This is a genomic window from Sorangium sp. So ce281 (genome assembly GCF_051527395.1).
GTDB classification, from domain to species: domain Bacteria; phylum Myxococcota_A; class Polyangia; order Polyangiales; family Polyangiaceae; genus Sorangium; species Sorangium cellulosum_B.
The window spans coordinates 9,906,254-9,922,133 of sequence record NZ_CP150322.1; the positions used below are offsets into that span (position 1 = coordinate 9,906,254).

General features: G+C 70.8%; 12 protein-coding genes. 4 read left to right on the plus strand and 8 right to left on the minus strand.

Features of this window, described 5'->3' with window-relative positions:
- Positions 1-30: 30 nt before the first annotated feature.
- The 3 genes from WMF27_RS37780 to WMF27_RS37790 all read left to right on the plus strand — a co-directional run bounded on the left by WMF27_RS37780 (position 31) and on the right by WMF27_RS37790 (position 3,123).
- Positions 31-969: an FKBP-type peptidyl-prolyl cis-trans isomerase gene (locus tag WMF27_RS37780; RefSeq protein WP_437764051.1), complete on the plus strand. Its 939-nt coding sequence runs from the start codon at positions 31-33 to the stop codon at positions 967-969.
- 65 nt (positions 970-1,034) lie between these two features.
- Positions 1,035-2,264, plus strand: coding sequence for an AAA family ATPase (locus WMF27_RS37785; protein ID WP_437764050.1), 1,230 nt, complete (start codon positions 1,035-1,037; stop codon positions 2,262-2,264).
- 184 nt (positions 2,265-2,448) lie between these two features.
- Entirely contained in the window at positions 2,449-3,123 is a 675-nt protein-coding gene (locus tag WMF27_RS37790) for a c-type cytochrome domain-containing protein (RefSeq protein WP_437764049.1), read from the plus strand.
- 43 nt (positions 3,124-3,166) lie between these two features.
- Here the strand turns inward: WMF27_RS37790 and WMF27_RS37795 are convergent, their stop codons facing one another.
- From WMF27_RS37795 to WMF27_RS37815, 5 genes are all read right to left on the minus strand, one after another.
- Positions 3,167-3,814, minus strand: a complete 648-nt coding sequence (locus tag WMF27_RS37795; protein ID WP_437764048.1) for a hypothetical protein — start codon at positions 3,812-3,814, stop codon at positions 3,167-3,169.
- A 133-nt stretch (positions 3,815-3,947) separates the two neighbouring features.
- Positions 3,948-5,684 (minus strand): ABC transporter substrate-binding protein, encoded by a 1,737-nt coding sequence (locus WMF27_RS37800; protein WP_437764047.1) that lies wholly within the window; start codon positions 5,682-5,684, stop codon positions 3,948-3,950.
- A 358-nt stretch (positions 5,685-6,042) separates the two neighbouring features.
- Positions 6,043-7,848 carry an acyl-CoA mutase large subunit family protein gene (locus WMF27_RS37805; protein ID WP_437764046.1) on the minus strand — a complete coding sequence of 602 codons (1,806 nt, stop codon included), beginning with the start codon at positions 7,846-7,848 and terminating at the stop codon, positions 6,043-6,045.
- Positions 7,849-7,929: 81 nt separating this feature from the next.
- Positions 7,930-8,436, minus strand: coding sequence for a hypothetical protein (locus WMF27_RS37810; RefSeq protein WP_437764045.1), 507 nt, complete (start codon positions 8,434-8,436; stop codon positions 7,930-7,932).
- A 59-nt stretch (positions 8,437-8,495) separates the two neighbouring features.
- The gene (locus tag WMF27_RS37815) at positions 8,496-10,559 is read right to left on the minus strand and encodes an OmpA family protein (RefSeq protein ID WP_437764044.1); all 2,064 of its coding nucleotides are present in this window, start codon (positions 10,557-10,559) and stop codon (positions 8,496-8,498) included.
- Positions 10,560-11,000: 441 nt separating this feature from the next.
- On the opposite strand from WMF27_RS37815, the gene WMF27_RS37820 reads away from it, so the two are divergent.
- The gene (locus tag WMF27_RS37820; RefSeq protein WP_437764043.1) at positions 11,001-11,780 is read left to right on the plus strand and encodes a DUF4215 domain-containing protein; all 780 of its coding nucleotides are present in this window, start codon (positions 11,001-11,003) and stop codon (positions 11,778-11,780) included.
- A 21-nt stretch (positions 11,781-11,801) separates the two neighbouring features.
- Here the strand turns inward: WMF27_RS37820 and WMF27_RS37825 are convergent, their stop codons facing one another.
- The 3 genes from WMF27_RS37825 to WMF27_RS37835 all read right to left on the minus strand — a co-directional run bounded on the left by WMF27_RS37825 (position 11,802) and on the right by WMF27_RS37835 (position 15,753).
- The gene (locus WMF27_RS37825) at positions 11,802-12,059 is read right to left on the minus strand and encodes a BolA/IbaG family iron-sulfur metabolism protein (RefSeq protein ID WP_012240161.1); all 258 of its coding nucleotides are present in this window, start codon (positions 12,057-12,059) and stop codon (positions 11,802-11,804) included.
- Between the two features lie 130 nt (positions 12,060-12,189).
- Positions 12,190-13,371, minus strand: coding sequence for a thiolase family protein (locus WMF27_RS37830; RefSeq protein ID WP_437764042.1), 1,182 nt, complete (start codon positions 13,369-13,371; stop codon positions 12,190-12,192).
- 9 nt (positions 13,372-13,380) lie between these two features.
- A complete protein-coding gene (locus tag WMF27_RS37835; RefSeq protein ID WP_437764041.1) occupies positions 13,381-15,753 on the minus strand; it encodes a 3-hydroxyacyl-CoA dehydrogenase/enoyl-CoA hydratase family protein in 2,373 nt (790 codons plus the stop codon).
- Between the last annotated feature and the right edge of the window lie 127 nt (positions 15,754-15,880).

Here is a 15,880-nt window from a genome sequence, read left to right on the forward strand (position 1 = left end):
CTCGACGGCGGACGAGCTATGACGCCGCGCATGAAGCGCTTCTCTCTCGTCCTCGTCGCGATGTTCGCCGTCCCCCTCACCGCGTGCGACCAGAAGCCGGCCTCACAGGCGACCGCCGACGCGCCGGTGAGCGTCTCGGTCAAGCCGGCCCCGCCGCCCGCGCCCACCCCCGAGCCCGCCGCCTCGCTGCAGCCGCCGCCCGAGCCCGGCGGCCTGCCCGCGCCGCCGGACGTCGCGGCGCCGCCCGCCGACGCGCAGAAGACGGCATCGGGCCTCGCGTCCAAGGTGCTGGCGCCGGGCAAGGACACGGCGCATCCCGGCCCGGACGACAAGGTGACGGTCCACTACACGGGGTGGACCACCGACGGGAAGATGTTCGACAGCTCCATCGTCCGCAACGAGCCGGCCACCTTCCCGGTGGGCGGCGTGATCAAGGGGTGGACGGAGGCGCTCCAGCTCATGAGCAAGGGCGAGAAGCGCCGCCTCTGGATCCCCGGGGCGCTCGCCTATGGCGACACGCCGGCCCAGCCGGGCGCCCCGGCCGGAATGCTGGTGTTCGACGTCGAGCTGCTCGACTTCGCCCCCGCGCCGAAGCCGCCGCCCGCGCCGAAGGACGTGAAGGCCGCGCCGAAGACCGCGAAGAAGACCGCCTCCGGGCTCGCCTACCAGGTCCTGCAGAAGGGCACGGGCACCGAGCACCCGAAGCCGACGAGCCGCGCCGTCGTCCACTACACGGGCTGGACCACCGACGGGAAGATGTTCGACAGCTCCATCGTCCGCGACGAGCCGGCCACCTTCCCGGTGGGCGGCGTGATCAAGGGGTGGACCGAGGGCTTACAGCTGATGGTGAAAGGCGAGAAGGCGCGATTCTGGATACCGGCCGACCTCGCTTACGGCGACAAGCCCACACGACCCGGCGCGCCCGCCGGCATGCTGGTGTTCGACGTCGAGCTCATCGACTTTCGCTGAGCCGTCGGCCGGCGCTTTACATCCGGCCGGCTGCCTGGTCACATGATGGCTGCGAGCGGCCAGGCATGCTGACATCCATCCGACTCAGGAACTTCAAGAGCTTCGCCGATCAAACGGTGGAGCTGTCCCCCTTCACGCTGCTGCTCGGGGCCAACGGCTCCGGGAAGAGCAACTTCCTCGACGCCCTGCGTTTCCTGCAGGGCGTCGGGCTGGATCTGCCCCTGTGCGACATCTTCCGCGGCCGCGTCGACGGCAGGCGCGAGGTGTGGCCGGGCCTGCGCGGCGGCACGCAAGGGGCCACGCACAGGGGCGCCAAGTCGTTCACCATCGAGAGCCGATGGGCGATCGGGAAGGAGGAGCTCACACACAAGATCACGTGTCAGGTCGAGCCTGACGTGATCGTGGAGCACGAGTCGCTCGAGGCGAAGTCGGCCGGGGGCCCGCTCTTCGACACGCCGGCGTCGGCGCTGAAGGGGCTGGAGGGGTTCGCCTCGGGCGGAGCGATGAAGGCGGCGTCGAAGAAGGGCCGCTCGATGCGGATCGCATCCATGGATCGCTCCCCCGCGCGGCGCAGCCTGCTCGGCCAGATAGAGCACCACCGCGGGCGCGGCGAGGACGTGAGCCTCGCGGACGTCATCGCGCTCTGCAACGCGCTCCAGGTCGCGATGCGGAGCACGCTCTCCCTCGACATCGATCCTTCGCGGATGAGGGGGTATGTGCCGCACGAGATAGAGAACCTCGGCGCCGGCGGGCAGAACCTCTCCGCCGTGCTCCGCTGGCTCTGCCAGGAGGCCGAGCACAAGGCCGACGTGCTCGGCTGGGTGCGCTCGATCTTCGCGCCCGAGATCGAGGACATCGAGTTCGCGGAGACGGGCCTCGGCGACGTGATGATGGTGCTCGTCGAGCAGGGCGGCGCCCGCGTCCCGGCGCCGAGCCTCCCGGACGGCGCGCTGCGCGCGCTCGGCAAGATCGCCGGCGTGCTCACCGCGCCGGAGGGCTCGCTCCTCCTCGTGGAGGACCCGGACGCCGGCATGCACCCCGAGCGCGCCGGCCTGCTCGCGCAGCTCCTCGAGGGGGCGGCGCGGCCCTCCGTCTGCCAGATCGTGGCGACGACGCACTCGCCCGCGCTGCTCCGGGGGGTGTCGAAGCAGGGCCTCAGCCGCGCGATCGCGTTCCAGCGCGACCCCGAGACCTCCGCCACGACGACGCGCCGCCTCGCCGACCTCCCGCGCTTCGAGGACCTGGCCGAGCGCGATCCGGGAGAGCTGCTCTCCTCGAAGGCGCTCTCCGCGTAGACGCGACGAGACAAAGCCCAGTACAGCTCTATCATTGCATTGCAGTGTCGCGAGCCCGCGACACTGATAATCATTTTCATTTTCTTGAAATGCGTTGTGGATGCTCACAATGCCATCTAGGGTCCTCCGCGAGTTGACAGCGCGGCGCTCGCCGCGCGAACACAGCGTCAAAGAGGGTCCTCACATGCTTTCCCAGAAAACTGCACTTCAACTGGTCCTCTGTCTGACCATCGGGTTCTCGGCGGCTGCCTGCTCTGACGATGGTGGCGAGACCGACACCAGCACCAGCACCAGCAGCTCGACCAGCGGCAGCACCAGCAGCAGCAGCAGCGCGGGCCAGGGCGGCGGCACCGGCGGGACCGACGGCCAGGGCGGCGGCACCGGCGGTTCCGATGTCGGCACGGGCGGCCAGGGCGGCGGCGCCGGCGGTTCCGATGTCGGCACGGGCGGCCAGGGCGGCGGCGCCGGCGGCGCTGGCACCGGCGGCGAAGGCGGCTCCGCCCCCGTCGGCGACCCCCTCTGCGGCGCGGGCACCGCGACATTCGCTGATGTGCGGATGATCCTGAACACGACCTGCGCTGGGTGCCACGGCAACAACGGCCCCGCGTCCGCCGGCCTCGATCTCCGTGCGAACGCGGCCCATGGCGAGCTCGTCAACGGGAACAGCACGGAATGCACCGGCCGGAAGCTCGTCGTGCCGGGCAAGCCGAGCGAGAGCTACATCATCAACAAGGTGCGCGGCTCCGGCCTCTGCGGCGACGACTCGCGCATGCCCCCCATGACCGCGGGCGCGGCCCTGCCCGAGGCCAGCATCAAGAAGATCAACGACTGGATCTGCGCCGGCGCTCCCGCCCAGTGAGCCCGTCTGCCCGGCTCAGCGCCTGTCCCTGCAGCGCAGGCGCTCAGTAGACCTTGCAGCGCGCGCCGCCCGCGGCGCGCGCATACGGGATCTTCGCGCTGCGCCCCTTCACGTAGATCGCCCCGCCCGGAGCGGGCCTCGGGATGACGGCGCCCGTCGCGAGCGGCCGTCCTGTGGGCAGCTCCTCGACCTCGATGACGATATCGTTCCCCTCCTGATCGACCGCCGAGATCGAGGGGCGCCGGCTCTCCTCGTCGGGAGCGCCGCCCGGGCAGGGCACCCCGCGCGCGCTCAGCGCGATGGCCAGCGTGTTGGCCGAGGTCTCCGGCGCGCCCGCCGCCCACTGGAACCTGGGATCGCGCGCCTCCCCCACCTCCACGGCCAGGCAGCTGCAGCGCTCCTTGCGCGAGTCGGCGCGCGCGAGCGAGAGATCGTGCCGCACGCCCACCCACGACGAGGGCGCCCGCTCCTCGGGCGTCGACGGCGCGCCGCCGAAATCGTCGGACGCGCCGAAAGCCCTGCGCGGCGCCTTCTTCTTCGCGCCCGCCTGATCCGCCGGCGCGGCGGGATCGACGGTGTCGCCCTCCCAGAACGCCGCGGCGCCCGCGTGCTGGTTGCCGCTGCAGGCGGCGAGGAAGACTCCGGAGAGGAGCGCAGCGAAGCGCGCAATCTGGACGCCCGAGGGGAGCATGCAGCGCGATCTTCGCACCGGCGCCGCCGGCGGCCAAGGTTTGTGCTGGGTCGGAGAGAAAAGAGAGAGAAACGCCGCTAGGCGAGGACACACACGCCGCGCGCCGGACGACCGGCGCGCAGCGCAGGAGCCGTCACTTCGGCTTGATCTCGGTCAGGACGAGCAGGTAGTCCGGCGAGTTGTTCGGCGACAGCTTCGCGTACGGGTTCTCCTTGCTGGGCCACCCGACGAAGCGCTTCGTGCTGTACTCGCCCCAGGACGGGTTCTTGAAGAGCGGGATGACCGGCACCTGCGTGGCGTAGATCATCTGCAGGTCCTCGACGATGCTCTTCTGCTCCGCCGGATCCGTCGCGGCCGCGAACTTCTTGAACAGCGGCTCGGCGTCCTTGGCGGCGAAGCGGTGCCAGTTGCGGTTCGTGACCTCGTTGACGGGCTTCACGAACTCCGGGGCCATGAGATCGCGGTAGTAGTTGAACGGCGTGGGCTCGGTGTTGGTCCAGCCCATCGACATGTCGAACGTGCCCTTCTGGAGCGCCTCGAAGAACGCGCTGAAGTCGTACGTCTTCAGCGTGGCCTCGATGCCGACGGCCTTCAGGCTCTGCGTGGTGATCTGGACCGCGCGCACCCAGTCGGACCAGCCGGTCACGACGTTGATGTCGAACTTCAGCGGCTTGCCGTCCTTCGCGCGGATCCCGTCGGAGCCCTTGGCGTAGCCGGCCTCGTCGAGGAGAGCGTTCGCCTTGGCCACGTCGAAGGTCGTCCACTCGGCGCCGGCCGCGGCGGCCTTGTCGCTGCGCCAGCGCCCGTAGGCGTCGTCGAGCCCGGTCCCGTCCGCGCCGACCGTGTAGCCGTTGACCGCGACCTTCGCGATCTGGGCGCGGTCGATGGCCATGCTGATGGCCTTGCGCAGCTTGATGTCGTTGAACGGCTTCTTCGTGGCGTTCGGGTAGATGGTCACGGTGCCGCCGACGAGCGGGAACCAGTAGTGGTTGTTCTCCGGGTCCTTGGCGACGTAGGTCTTGTCGATGTCGGGGACGAAGTTGCCGGCCCAGTCGACCTCGCCGTTGATGAGCGCCAGGTTCGCCTGGTCGTTGCCCGGGTACGCCGGGAAGCGCAGGCCCTCGACCGCCGGCTTGCCCTTCTGCCAGTAGTTCGGGTTCTTGCCGAGCTCGTAGATCTGGTTCTGGAACGTCTTCACCTCGGTGAAGGGCCCCGTCGCGACCGGGTTCTCGTTCGTGAACGTGACCGGGTCGGCGACGTCCTTCCACTTGTGCTCCGGCACGATCGGCTGATGGCCGATGTAGGTGAGGCCGGGGACGAACGCCTCCTTGAAGACGAACTCGACCGTGGTGTCGTTCTTGGCCTCGACCGACTCGACGAGCTTCCACACGCCCGTGAGATCGAGCGCCGGGAACTTCTTGAGGAGCCCGAACGTGAACGCGACGTCCTTCGCCGAGAAGGGTTGTCCGTCAGACCACTTGACTTCGGAGCGGGTCGTGAAGGTGAGCTTCTTGTTCGCGTCGCTCCACTCGTACTTCGTGGCGAGCCACGGGACGTACTCGCCCTTCATCGTGTTGTACACGATCATGGGCTCGTAGATGCCAGCGACGGTGGGGAAGCGCGTGGCCCCCTCGCCGAGAAGGGGGTTGAAGTTACGAACCCAGGACGCCTGCTGCTCCCTGGAGATGGTGACGAACTTCGAGCCGCCCTTCGCATCGCCCTTCGCAGCCGGCCCGGCCGCGGCACCGGCCGAGCCCGCGGGCGCCGTGCCGCCGGACTCGGACTTGTTGTCGCAGGCCGCCGTGGCGCCGACAGATAGGACGAGCGCCGAAAGGGCAAAAATGCGGCGCGACATGGATCGACTCTTCATAAGCTTGCTCCCTACGCGGCGACCTCGGTCGCCCACGACGATCCTCTCACTCGACCGACAGCTCGCAGCGCCGCAGCGCAGCGACAACAGCAGACCGTACGGCGGCGCCACGGATGAGCCGCGACTGCGGCAACCTGACGCCGGCGCACTCTACCGGCCGACGTAGAGAAGTGTCAACCTGACGAATCGAGGGATTCCCCGGCCGCCGCGCCGCCCGCGACCTGAGCGGATGCGCACGCCGGGGCCGCGGCGCACCGCAGCAAGCCGCGCGCGCTCGCTCCTACCCGCGCGATGGCCCGCGCGATGGCCCGCGCGTTCCCGCGGGTTTTCGCGCGATTGCCCGCGCGTTCCCGCACGCTCAGAACTCGGCCGGATCGCTGTACGTCCCCAGGACGTCGCGCAGCACGTCGCAGATCTCCTGCTCGGTCGCGTAGGCGCTGGCCGCCGCGATGAGGGGCGGCATCAGGTTGTCACGGCCGCGCGCGGCGCTCCTCACGTCGGCCAGGGCGCGCCGCACCCGGTCCTGGTCGCGCTGGGCCTTGACCCGGGCCAGGTTCTCGCACTGAACGCGCTGCACCTCCTCGTCGATCCGGAGGAGGGGGATCGTCTTCTCGCCCACCGCGGCGTAGCGGTTGACGCCCACCATGATCCGCTCGTTCGATTCCAGCTCTCGTTGAAACCTGTAGGCCGAGGCGGCGATCTCGCGCTGCGGATACCCCTTCTCGATGGCGGCCACCATCCCGCCCATCTCGTCGATCCGCTGGATGTACTCGAGGGCCTCCTTCTCCAGGCGGTCCGTGAGCCACTCCACATAGTAGCTCCCGCCGAGCGGATCGATGGTGTTCGCGACCCCGCTCTCGTGGGCGATGATCTGCTGGGTCCGGAGGGCGATGGTCACGCTCTCCTCGGTCGGGAGCGCGTACGTCTCGTCGAGCGAGTTCGTGTGGAGCGACTGGGTGCCGCCGAGCACGGCGGCGAGCGCCTGGAGCGAGACGCGGACCACGTTGTTGTACGGCTGCTGCGCCGTCAGCGACACGCCGGCCGTCTGCGCGTGCGTCCGGAGCTTCATGCTCTCGGCTTTTTTCGCCCCGTACCGCACCTTGAGAAATCGCGCCCACATGCGGCGCGCGGCGCGGAACTTCGCGATCTCCTCGAAGAAGTCGCTATGGACGTCGAAGAAGAACGACAGGCGCGGCGCGAAGGCGTCGACGTCGAGGCCGCGCGCGACGCAGCTCTCGACGTAGGCGAGGCCGTCCGCGAGCGTGAACGCGAGCTCCTGCGCGGCGGTCGAGCCCGCCTCCCGGATGTGGTAGCCGCTGATCGACACCGAGTTCCACCGCGGCACCTCGCGCGCGCAGAACTCGATCATGTCGGTCACGACGCGCATCGCCGGGCGCGGCGGGACGAGCCAGGCGTGCTGGGCGATGAACTCCTTGAGACAGTCGTTCTGCACGGTGCCGCCGAGGCGGCTCCGCGGGATCCCGCGCTTGTCGGCGAGCGCGATATAGAACGCGAGCAGCACGGCCGCGGGGCCGTTGATGGTCATCGACGTCGTCACCTGGTCGAGCGGGATGCCGTCGAAGAGCGCCTCCATGTCGCGGAGCGTGTCGACCGCGACACCGCACATCCCCACCTCGCCGAGCGACCGCGGAGAGTCGGAGTCGTAGCCCATGAGGGTCGGGAAATCGAAGGCGGTCGACAGGCCCGTCTGGCCCTCTGCGAGCAGGTATTTGAACCGCGCGTTCGTCTGCTCCGGCGTGCCGAAGCCCGCGAACATCCGCATGGTCCAGAGCCTGCCGCGGTACATCGTCGGCTGGACGCCCCGCGTGAACGGGTACTCCCCGGGCAGCCCGAGATCCGCCGCGTGGTCGACCGGCGCGTCGGCCGGGGTCGCGAGGTCGGGCACGTCGATGCCGCTCCACGTCGTGAACCGCTCGCTCCGCGGCGGGAAGCGCGCCGACGCCTCGGCGACCGGGCCCGCGCGCCACGCGGCCACCGCGCGCCGGAGCGCCGCGAGCCCTGCCTCGTCGAGCGCGAGCCCCTCTCGGCCCCCGCCGTTCGTGGAGGGGAGCGCGTCGCCGCCGCTCGCGTCGGCGTTTTCCGGGGACCCGGCCGCTCGGTCCGCCGCGGTCTCCGGAGGGGGGGTGGTTTCTCGAGGCGCCATGGCCGGCATTTTAGCGCGGCGCGCGCGCGACGACGCCGGGCAATGCCGACGAACGCGCCGGGGCGGCGGGCGTGCGCCGCATCACGGGCAGACCGGGTGGAACACCGCGGAGGCGACCGGCGTCGCCCCGTCCTCCAGCGAGTCCTCGATCGCGCCCGTGATGCGGATCCCCTCCGGGGCGCAGAGCGCCGCCGCGGCGTCGGCCGGGAGCGTCCCGCCCTGAGCGCCGTTATCGACGTTGAACGCCACGGTGACGTCGCTGTCCGGAGCGACCTCGACCGGCAGCGCCGCCGTGGTCTCGACGGGGAGCGGCTCGACGATCGAGGTCTTCTGATCGGCGCTCGTGATCGCGAAGGTGCGCACCGCGACGCGGCTGGGCCCGCTGGCCCGCGCGCTCAGGTGCAGCTCCAGCGCGAAGCTCGCGGTCAGGCCGGTCCCGAGCGCGCTCGCCGAGACGGTCGCCTCGGGCGACACGATGGACGGCTCGACGAACACGGCCGCGTCGGTGTTGATGCAGCCGCTCGCCCCCACGGCGAGCGCCGCGGCGGCGAGCGTGGTGGCGGCGGAGCGCCTGGCGCGGGCCTTCATGGGCTCACTCTCTCCCGGCCCGGCCGGTCCTGTCCAGATCGGCGGCGCCGCACGTCTGCTCAGGGCGGCGGCGGGTTGACGCCCTTGGCGCGGGCGAGGGCGCAGCCGAGCTCCACGTTGGTCGGCCCCTTGTCGGTCCGCACGACCTTGAACTCGACGCGCCGGTTCTTCTCCCAGGCGGCCGCGTTGTGGGCCGGATCGATCGGGCAGTACTCGCCGTAGCCCATCGAGCGAACGTTGTTCTTGTCGACGCCGCGCTGCGCGAGCGCCGCGGCGACCGCGTCCGCGCGGGCCTGGGTCAGCTTGAGGTTGTACGCGTCGGCCGAGCGCTCGTCGGCGTGCCCCTGCACCTCGATCATCGTGAACTCCGGGTGGTGCTTCAGCGTCTCGGCCACCGCCTGCACGATGCCGAACGACTCCGGGAGGATCTCGGCGCTGCCGGTCGCGAACTGGATCTTCTCGAGGATGACGATGTTGTTCTCCTCGATCACGACGCTGCCCTTGTCCGGGCACCCGTCCTCGTCCTCGAGGCCGTTGAACGTCTCCGGATCGTTCGGGCACTTGTCGACCACGTCCGGGATGCCGTCCCTGTCGTTGTCGGGCTCCGGGCACCCGTCCTCGTCCTCGAAGTCGTCCTTGTCCTCGGGGTCGTTCGGGCACTGGTCGGACTTGTCGGGGATGCCGTCCTTGTCGTTGTCCGGATCCGGGCAGCCGTCCTTGTCCTGGAAGCCGTCGCGGTCCTCCGGGTCGTCCGGGCACTTGTCGCGCGAGTCGAGGATGCCGTCGCCGTCGCGATCGCCGTCGCTCCCCTCCGGGCAGCCGTCGTCGTCCTCGTCGCCGTCGCGGTCCTCCGGGTTGTTCGGGCAGCGGTCGTCGACGTCGAGGATGCCGTCCTCGTCGTTGTCCGGATCCGGGCAGCCGTACTTCCCGGGGGGCGAGTCGGCCTTCGTGTCCTGGAAGCCGTCGTAGTCCTCCGGCTCGTCGGGGCAGTCGTCCTGATCGTCCTTGATGCCGTCGCCGTCCCGATCGCCGATCGACGGCTCGAAGACGAACCCGATGGTCCCGCGCTGCGCTGCGGCCTGGAACCCGGGCGTGTACCCGACCCCGAAGCCGAGCATGAGGAAGCTGTTGCGCTCGATGAAGAGCTTGATGCCCCCGATCGCCTCGGCCGACAGCTTCTGCTTGGCGCTGTCGCCGCCGCCGACCTGCTGGGTCAGGTAGGTCTCGGCCACGAGGTCGAGCGGCGTGAGGACGCGGTAGCTCATGCCGGCCCCGGCGGTGATCAGGTCGGAGTACTCGAGGTCCCCGTGCTCGAGCTGGAAGGTCGCGCCGTCCTGGCGCAGGCCGAACACGGGGTTCTTCCCGGCGTGGCCGCGGTAGCCGACGTTCGCCGCGATCCGGAACGGGTTGGTCGTGCCGAGCCGCTTCTCCAGCACGAGCTGCGGCCAGAAGAAGAACCCCGGATCCGACGCGAAGTCCTGGCTCCCGCCGACCCCGATCCCGGCCTGGGCGATCACCGCGAGCCCGATCACGTCCTGATCGGGGCGGAGGATGCGCGCCTTCGCGTGGATCGCCAGGTTGCCGAGCGTCTGCGCGTCGAGCGAGTCGTCGTTGTAGTTGGCGCTGCCGCCCGGGCCGATGTCGTCGACCGGCTTGCCCCCGTTGAGCACCACCGGGACCGAGAGCCCGACGACCAGGAAGTTGGCGATGCCGTAATCGAACTGGAACGTCCCCTGGAACGCGTGATTGAGCATCACGTCCGTTCCCCGGTCGTTCTTGGTGAGCGGCAGGATGTTGTGCCCGTAATCGAGCACGAGCCCCAGGCTGATGTCGTTCGCGCCGAGGATGTCCGCCCCGTTGACGGAGAAGAGCCCCTTGGAGTCGACCGCCGGCCGGAACAGGTGCAGGTCCATGCCGTCGCCGTTGGCGCCGTCGCCCGTGCGCGTCTGGGCCGCGGCGTCGCCCGCGGCGGCGGTCATCGCGGCGCCGAGGACGAAGGAGAGCAGCCCGGCGCCCAGGCGGGAGGCTCGGCCGGAGCGCGCCTGGGCCGGGAGCCGGGCGTCGTTCGCCCCAGGAGCGCCTGGGAGCGGTTCGGCGGGGAGCAACGGGGAACGAGGCGTCATGGGAGGGTCCTCGGGATCGTGTGAGGTCGCTATCAGGCCAGCGCGTGGGGCGCCCGGCGCCACGTACCATCGCGCGAATTCCGGTGTCAAACAGACGGCGCGGCGAGCTCGCGGCGCGAGCGAGCGCGGCGCCGTTCGGACGTGCCACGCGACCTGCCACGCGACCCGCCGCGCGCCCGGCGCCGGGCGCTCCGCCTGGGCGCGGCGCGCGCCCGCCGCTCCCGCGCGAGGGCCCGCTATTCGCCGAAATCATGAGTTGATGCGCGCTGATGCGCGCCGGCGTGCCGCGCGGCTGAACGCCGGGACGTCCGGGTAGGGCGAAGTTGTCCGGACGACCGGAGCGGAGTATTCCGTGGAAGGTTGGGGCAACACATGCTCGGCGCGCGCTCGAGGGTCGAGGGGAGGCCCCGTCGCTCGCGGACCTCGCTCCTGGAGGAACAGATGCTGTTGACGAGATGGACTGGGGCGGCCGCGGTGATCGCGGCCACGGCGCTGCTCGCGTGTGAACGGGAAGGCGCGAGCGACGGCGACGGCGACGGCGGGGGCGGCGGGTCCGGATCGAGCACGAGCGGGACGGGCGCCGTGTCGAGCACGACGACGGCGGGCTCCGGCGGCGCGGGCGACGGCGGCCAGGGCGGCGCGGGCGACGGCGGCCAGGGCGGCGCGGGCAACGGCGGCCAGGGCGGCGCGGGCGACGGCGGCGCCGGGGGCGGGGTGTGCGGCGACGGCGCGGTGGGCGGCGCCGAGGCCTGCGACGACGGCGGCACCGCGGCAGGAGACGGCTGCGACGCGGGCTGCGCCGTCGAGCCGGGCTACACCTGCGCCGGCGCGCCGAGCATCTGCTCGACGATGTGCGGCGACCGCCTGGTGCGGGGCGCCGAGGCCTGCGACGACGGCAACGTCCGGAACGAGGACGGCTGCAATGCGGTCTGCGTGATCGAGGCGGGCTACGAGTGCACCGGCGAGCCCAGCGCCTGCGGCCCGCTCTGCGGCGACGGCCTGCTCATCGGCAACGAGGGCTGCGACGACGGCAACACCGTCGACGGCGACGGCTGCAGCCCCGATTGCGACGTCGATCACGGCTACCTCTGCACCGGCGAGCCCAGCATCTGCGCCCCCGTCTGCGGCGACGGCATCGAGGCGAGCCCGGAGGAGTGCGACGACGGCAACACCGCCGACGGCGACGGCTGCAGCAGCACCTGCCACGTCGAGGACGACTGATGCCGCCGAGCGGCGCCCCTCTCAGGGCGTGCGCGTCTTGAGGCTGTCGATCGCGTGGACGGGCGCCTGGTCGCCGGCCATGAGGTGGGCGATCGCCCCGTAGACCAGCCGCTGGCTCTCCAGCATGCTCTTGCCGGCGAACACCGGCGAGGTCACGACCAGGTTGAAGTGGCCCCCGCCGCCGGTCACCTCGGCGGTGGAGCCCTCGATCTTCGCTTCGATGGCCTGCTTCAGGGCCTCGGGGATCGACCCCTGAAAGGTCGTCAAGTGGCTCGGCATGAGCGCTCTATAGGCCATCGCCCCGCCGCGGGAAAGCCGGAGCGCGAGGCGCGGGCCGCGGCGGGGCGCGCGGTCGACGTGACCGCCGCGACGGGGACGGGAGAGGCGGGCTCGGCGCGGTGCGGTGGGCTCAGGCGCGCGCGGTCGCGCCGGCCAGCTCGATGAGGCCGGCCGCGCCCATGCCGCCGCCGATGCACATCGTCACGACGGCGTACCGGCCGCCGCGCCGGCGCAGCTCGTAGAGGGCGGTCGCGGTGAGCTTCGCGCCGGTGCACCCGAGCGGGTGGCCGAGCGCGATCGCGCCGCCGTTCACGTTGAGCTTCTCCTCGGGGATCTCGAGCGTCCGCTGCACGTAGACGGCCTGCGAGGCGAACGCCTCGTTGACCTCGAAGAGGTCGATGTCGGCCATCTTCAGCCCCGTCCGCGCGAGCAGCTTGCGCACCGCGGGCACCGGGCCGATGCCCATGATGGCGGGGTCGACGCCGACGGTCACGAACGCCCGGAAGTACCCGAGCGGCTTCACGCCGAGCGCGTCCGCCTTCGCCTTGCTCATCACGAGCGCCGCGGCGGCGCCGTCCGACAGCGGCGAGCTGTTGCCCGGCGTGACGCTCCCCTTCGCCGAGAACGCCGGCTTCAGCCCCGCGAGCGCCTCCGCCGTCGTCTCCTTGCGGATCAGCTCATCGCCGCGAAAGTCGAAGGTCGCGCGCTTGCCGCTCTCGAAGCGCACCCCCTTCACGGTGACGATCTCGTCCTCGAAGCGCCCGGCCGCGCGCGCCGCCGCCGCCTTCTGGTGGCTCTTCAGCGCGAACGCGTCCTGGTCGGCGCGGCTCACCTGGAAGCGGTTCGCCACGTTCTCCGCGGTGATGCCCATCGGCGTGTACACCGTCGGACACCGCTCCATCGCCTCCGGCGACGCGCTCAGCTTGTTGCCGGTCATCGGCACCATCGTCATCGACTCGACGCCGCCGGCGACGGCGACGTCGAGCGACCCCATCGCGATGCTGCCCGCGGCGATCGCGATCGCCTGGAGCCCGCTCGAGCAGAAGCGGTTGATGGTGATCGCGGACGCTTCCTGCGTCATCCCGCCGAGGAGCGAGACGACGCGCGCGACGTTGAGCCCCTGCTCGCCTTCCGGCATGGCGCAGCCGAGGACGAGGTCCTCGACGTCCTCCGGCTTCACCTGGGGGACGCGCTGGAGCAGCGCGGCGACGACCTCGCCGGCGAGCTCGTCGGGGCGCTTCAGCGCGAGCGATCCTTTGTGGGCCCGGCCAACGGCCGAGCGGACGGCCTCTGCAATTACGACGTCGACCATGGCGTTCACCTAGTTCCGGAGGGGCTTGTTGTTCATCAGCATGTACTGCATTCGCTCGGCGCTCTTGGGCTCGCCGCACAGGCTGACGAACGCCTCGCGCTCGAGCTCGAGGATCTCGTCCTCGGTCACCTCGCGCGCCCCGCCGCCCGCGCCGCCGCAGAGCACCTCGGCGAGCTTGCGCGCGATCTTCGCGTCGTGCTCGCTGGCGTGGCCGCCGGCGACGAGCGTGTCGATCATCATCTGCAGCGTCGCGATCCCGCTCTCGCCCGGCAGCTTGTAGGCGCGCGGCACGGGCGCGTGGTACCCGGCCTCGGCCAGCCCGATCGCGCGCGCCTTCGCCTCGTACAGCTGGCGGGCCCGGTCGAACGAGACGCCGTCCGTCTTGCGGAAGAAGCCGAGCGCCTTCGCCTCGTCCGCGCTGGTCGCGACCTTGGCGAGGGCGATGTTCTTGAAGACCTGCGTCACGATGTCGTACGTCGGCACCGTCACGCCCTCGGGGATCCCCTCGAGCGCGCGCCAGAGCATGTTGAGCGTCCCCGCGCCGCCCGGGATCAGGCCGACGCCGACCTCGACGAGCCCCGCGTACGTCTCGGCCGCGGCCTGCACCGCGTCGCAGGCGAAGCAGAGCTCGAGGCCGCCGCCGAGGGTCATCCCGTAGGGCGCGGCCACGACCGGCACGCTCGCGTACTTCAGCCGCTGGGTCGCGTCCTGGTACGCCTTCACCATCTTGCGGATCGCGTCCCAGTCCTTGTTGCCCGCGGCCATGGCCACGAGGAACAGGTTGGCGCCGACGCAGAAGTGCTCGCCCTGGTTCACGACCACGAGCGCGCGGAAGTCCTGCTCGGCCTTCTCGGCGGCGAGCGAGAGCATCCCGATCGAGTCCGGATCGAGGCTGTTCGCCTTGGTCTTGAAGGTGACGCCGAGCACGCCGTCGCCGAGGTCCCAGGCCTCCGCGCCGTCGTTGGCGAGCACGGCCTTCGCGCCGCGCCGCGCGCCGGCCAGCGTCACGTTGCGCGGATCGACGGGCCGGGCGACGTACTCCCCCTTGAGCAGGTCGAACACCGCCCCATCGGCGCGGTAGAACGACGTCGCGCCGCTCTGCTTCATGCGGAGGATCGACGCGGGCAGCTGGATGCCGTCCTTCTGCATGCGCTCCACGGTCTCGGCGAACCCGAGCGCGTCCCAGGTCTGGAACGGCCCGAGCTCCCAGTTGTACCCCCAGCGCATGGCGTCATCGATCGCCACGATGCTGTCGGCGATCTCGCCGACGCGCCGCGCCGTGTACGCGAGCGAGCGGGAGAGCACCTTCCAGGCGAACTGCCCGGCCTTGCCGGGGTCGCTGGCGAGCTTCTTCACGCGCGCGGCGGGGTCCTCGATCTTCTCGCACGACCTCGTGGCCTTCTTGATGGCCTCGTCGCCGCCGTGGGGGCGGTACTCGAGCTTCACCGGGTCGAACGTCTCCAGGCCTTCCTTGCCCTTGCGGTAGGAGCCGCCCTTGGTCTTGTCGCCGAGGAGCTTCGCCTCGATCATCTTCCTGACGTAGGCGGGCATCTTGAAGACGTCGCGGTCCTCGTCGCGATCGAGCGCCGAGTAACAGTTGTCGGCGACGTGGGCGAAGGTGTCGAGCCCGACGATATCGCCTGTCCTGAAGCTCGCGCTCTTCGGGTGGGCCATGGCGACGCCGGTGATGGCGTCGACGTCTTCCGGCGCGAGGCCGTCCTCGATCATGAGGTGGATGGCGGTCAGCATCGCGTGGGTGCCGATGCGATTGCCGACGAAGTTCGGGGTGTCCTTGCCGAAGACGAGGCCCTTTCCGAGCACGTCCTCGCCGAGCTTCCGCACGCGCGCGACGACGGCGGGATCGGTGTCGGGCCCGAGCACGAGCTCGAGGAGCTTCATGTACCGGACCGGGTTGAAGAAGTGCATGACGAGGAATCGCTTGCGGAAGTCCGCGGAGCGCCCTTGCATCATCTCCTCGATGCGCAGCCCGGACGTATTCGACGCCACGACCGCGTCGGGCCGCAAGACCTCTTCGAGCCGCGCGAAGAGGGCGCGCTTCGGCTCCATCTTCTCGATGATCGCCTCGATAACGAGGTCGCATTGGGCGAGCTCGGCGAAGTGGTCTTCGGTGTTGCCGGTGCGCACGAGGCGGGCGTTCGACGGGTGGAAGAACGCGGCGGGCCTGGCCTTGAGGGCCTTCTCGAGCCCGCCTGCGGCGAACCTGCTGCGGGCGGCCGGGTCCTTCTTTTCGGCGTCGGTGAGGTTCGGGGGCACGATATCGAGGAGCAGGACCTCGATGCCGGCGTTCGCGAAGTGGGCGGCGATGCCGCTGCCCATGACGCCCGCGCCGATGACGCCCGCGCGGCGGATTGGTTTCGTCATGCAGATCCTCCGAGAGAGATGAAGGGGGCGCAAACCATTGACGGAAAGGGCCCCGAGCGCAAGCGTATCCGGGGTGGACGGCCGCGCGGGAGAGCGAGCGAGGTTACGCGTCGCCGTCGAGGGCGCG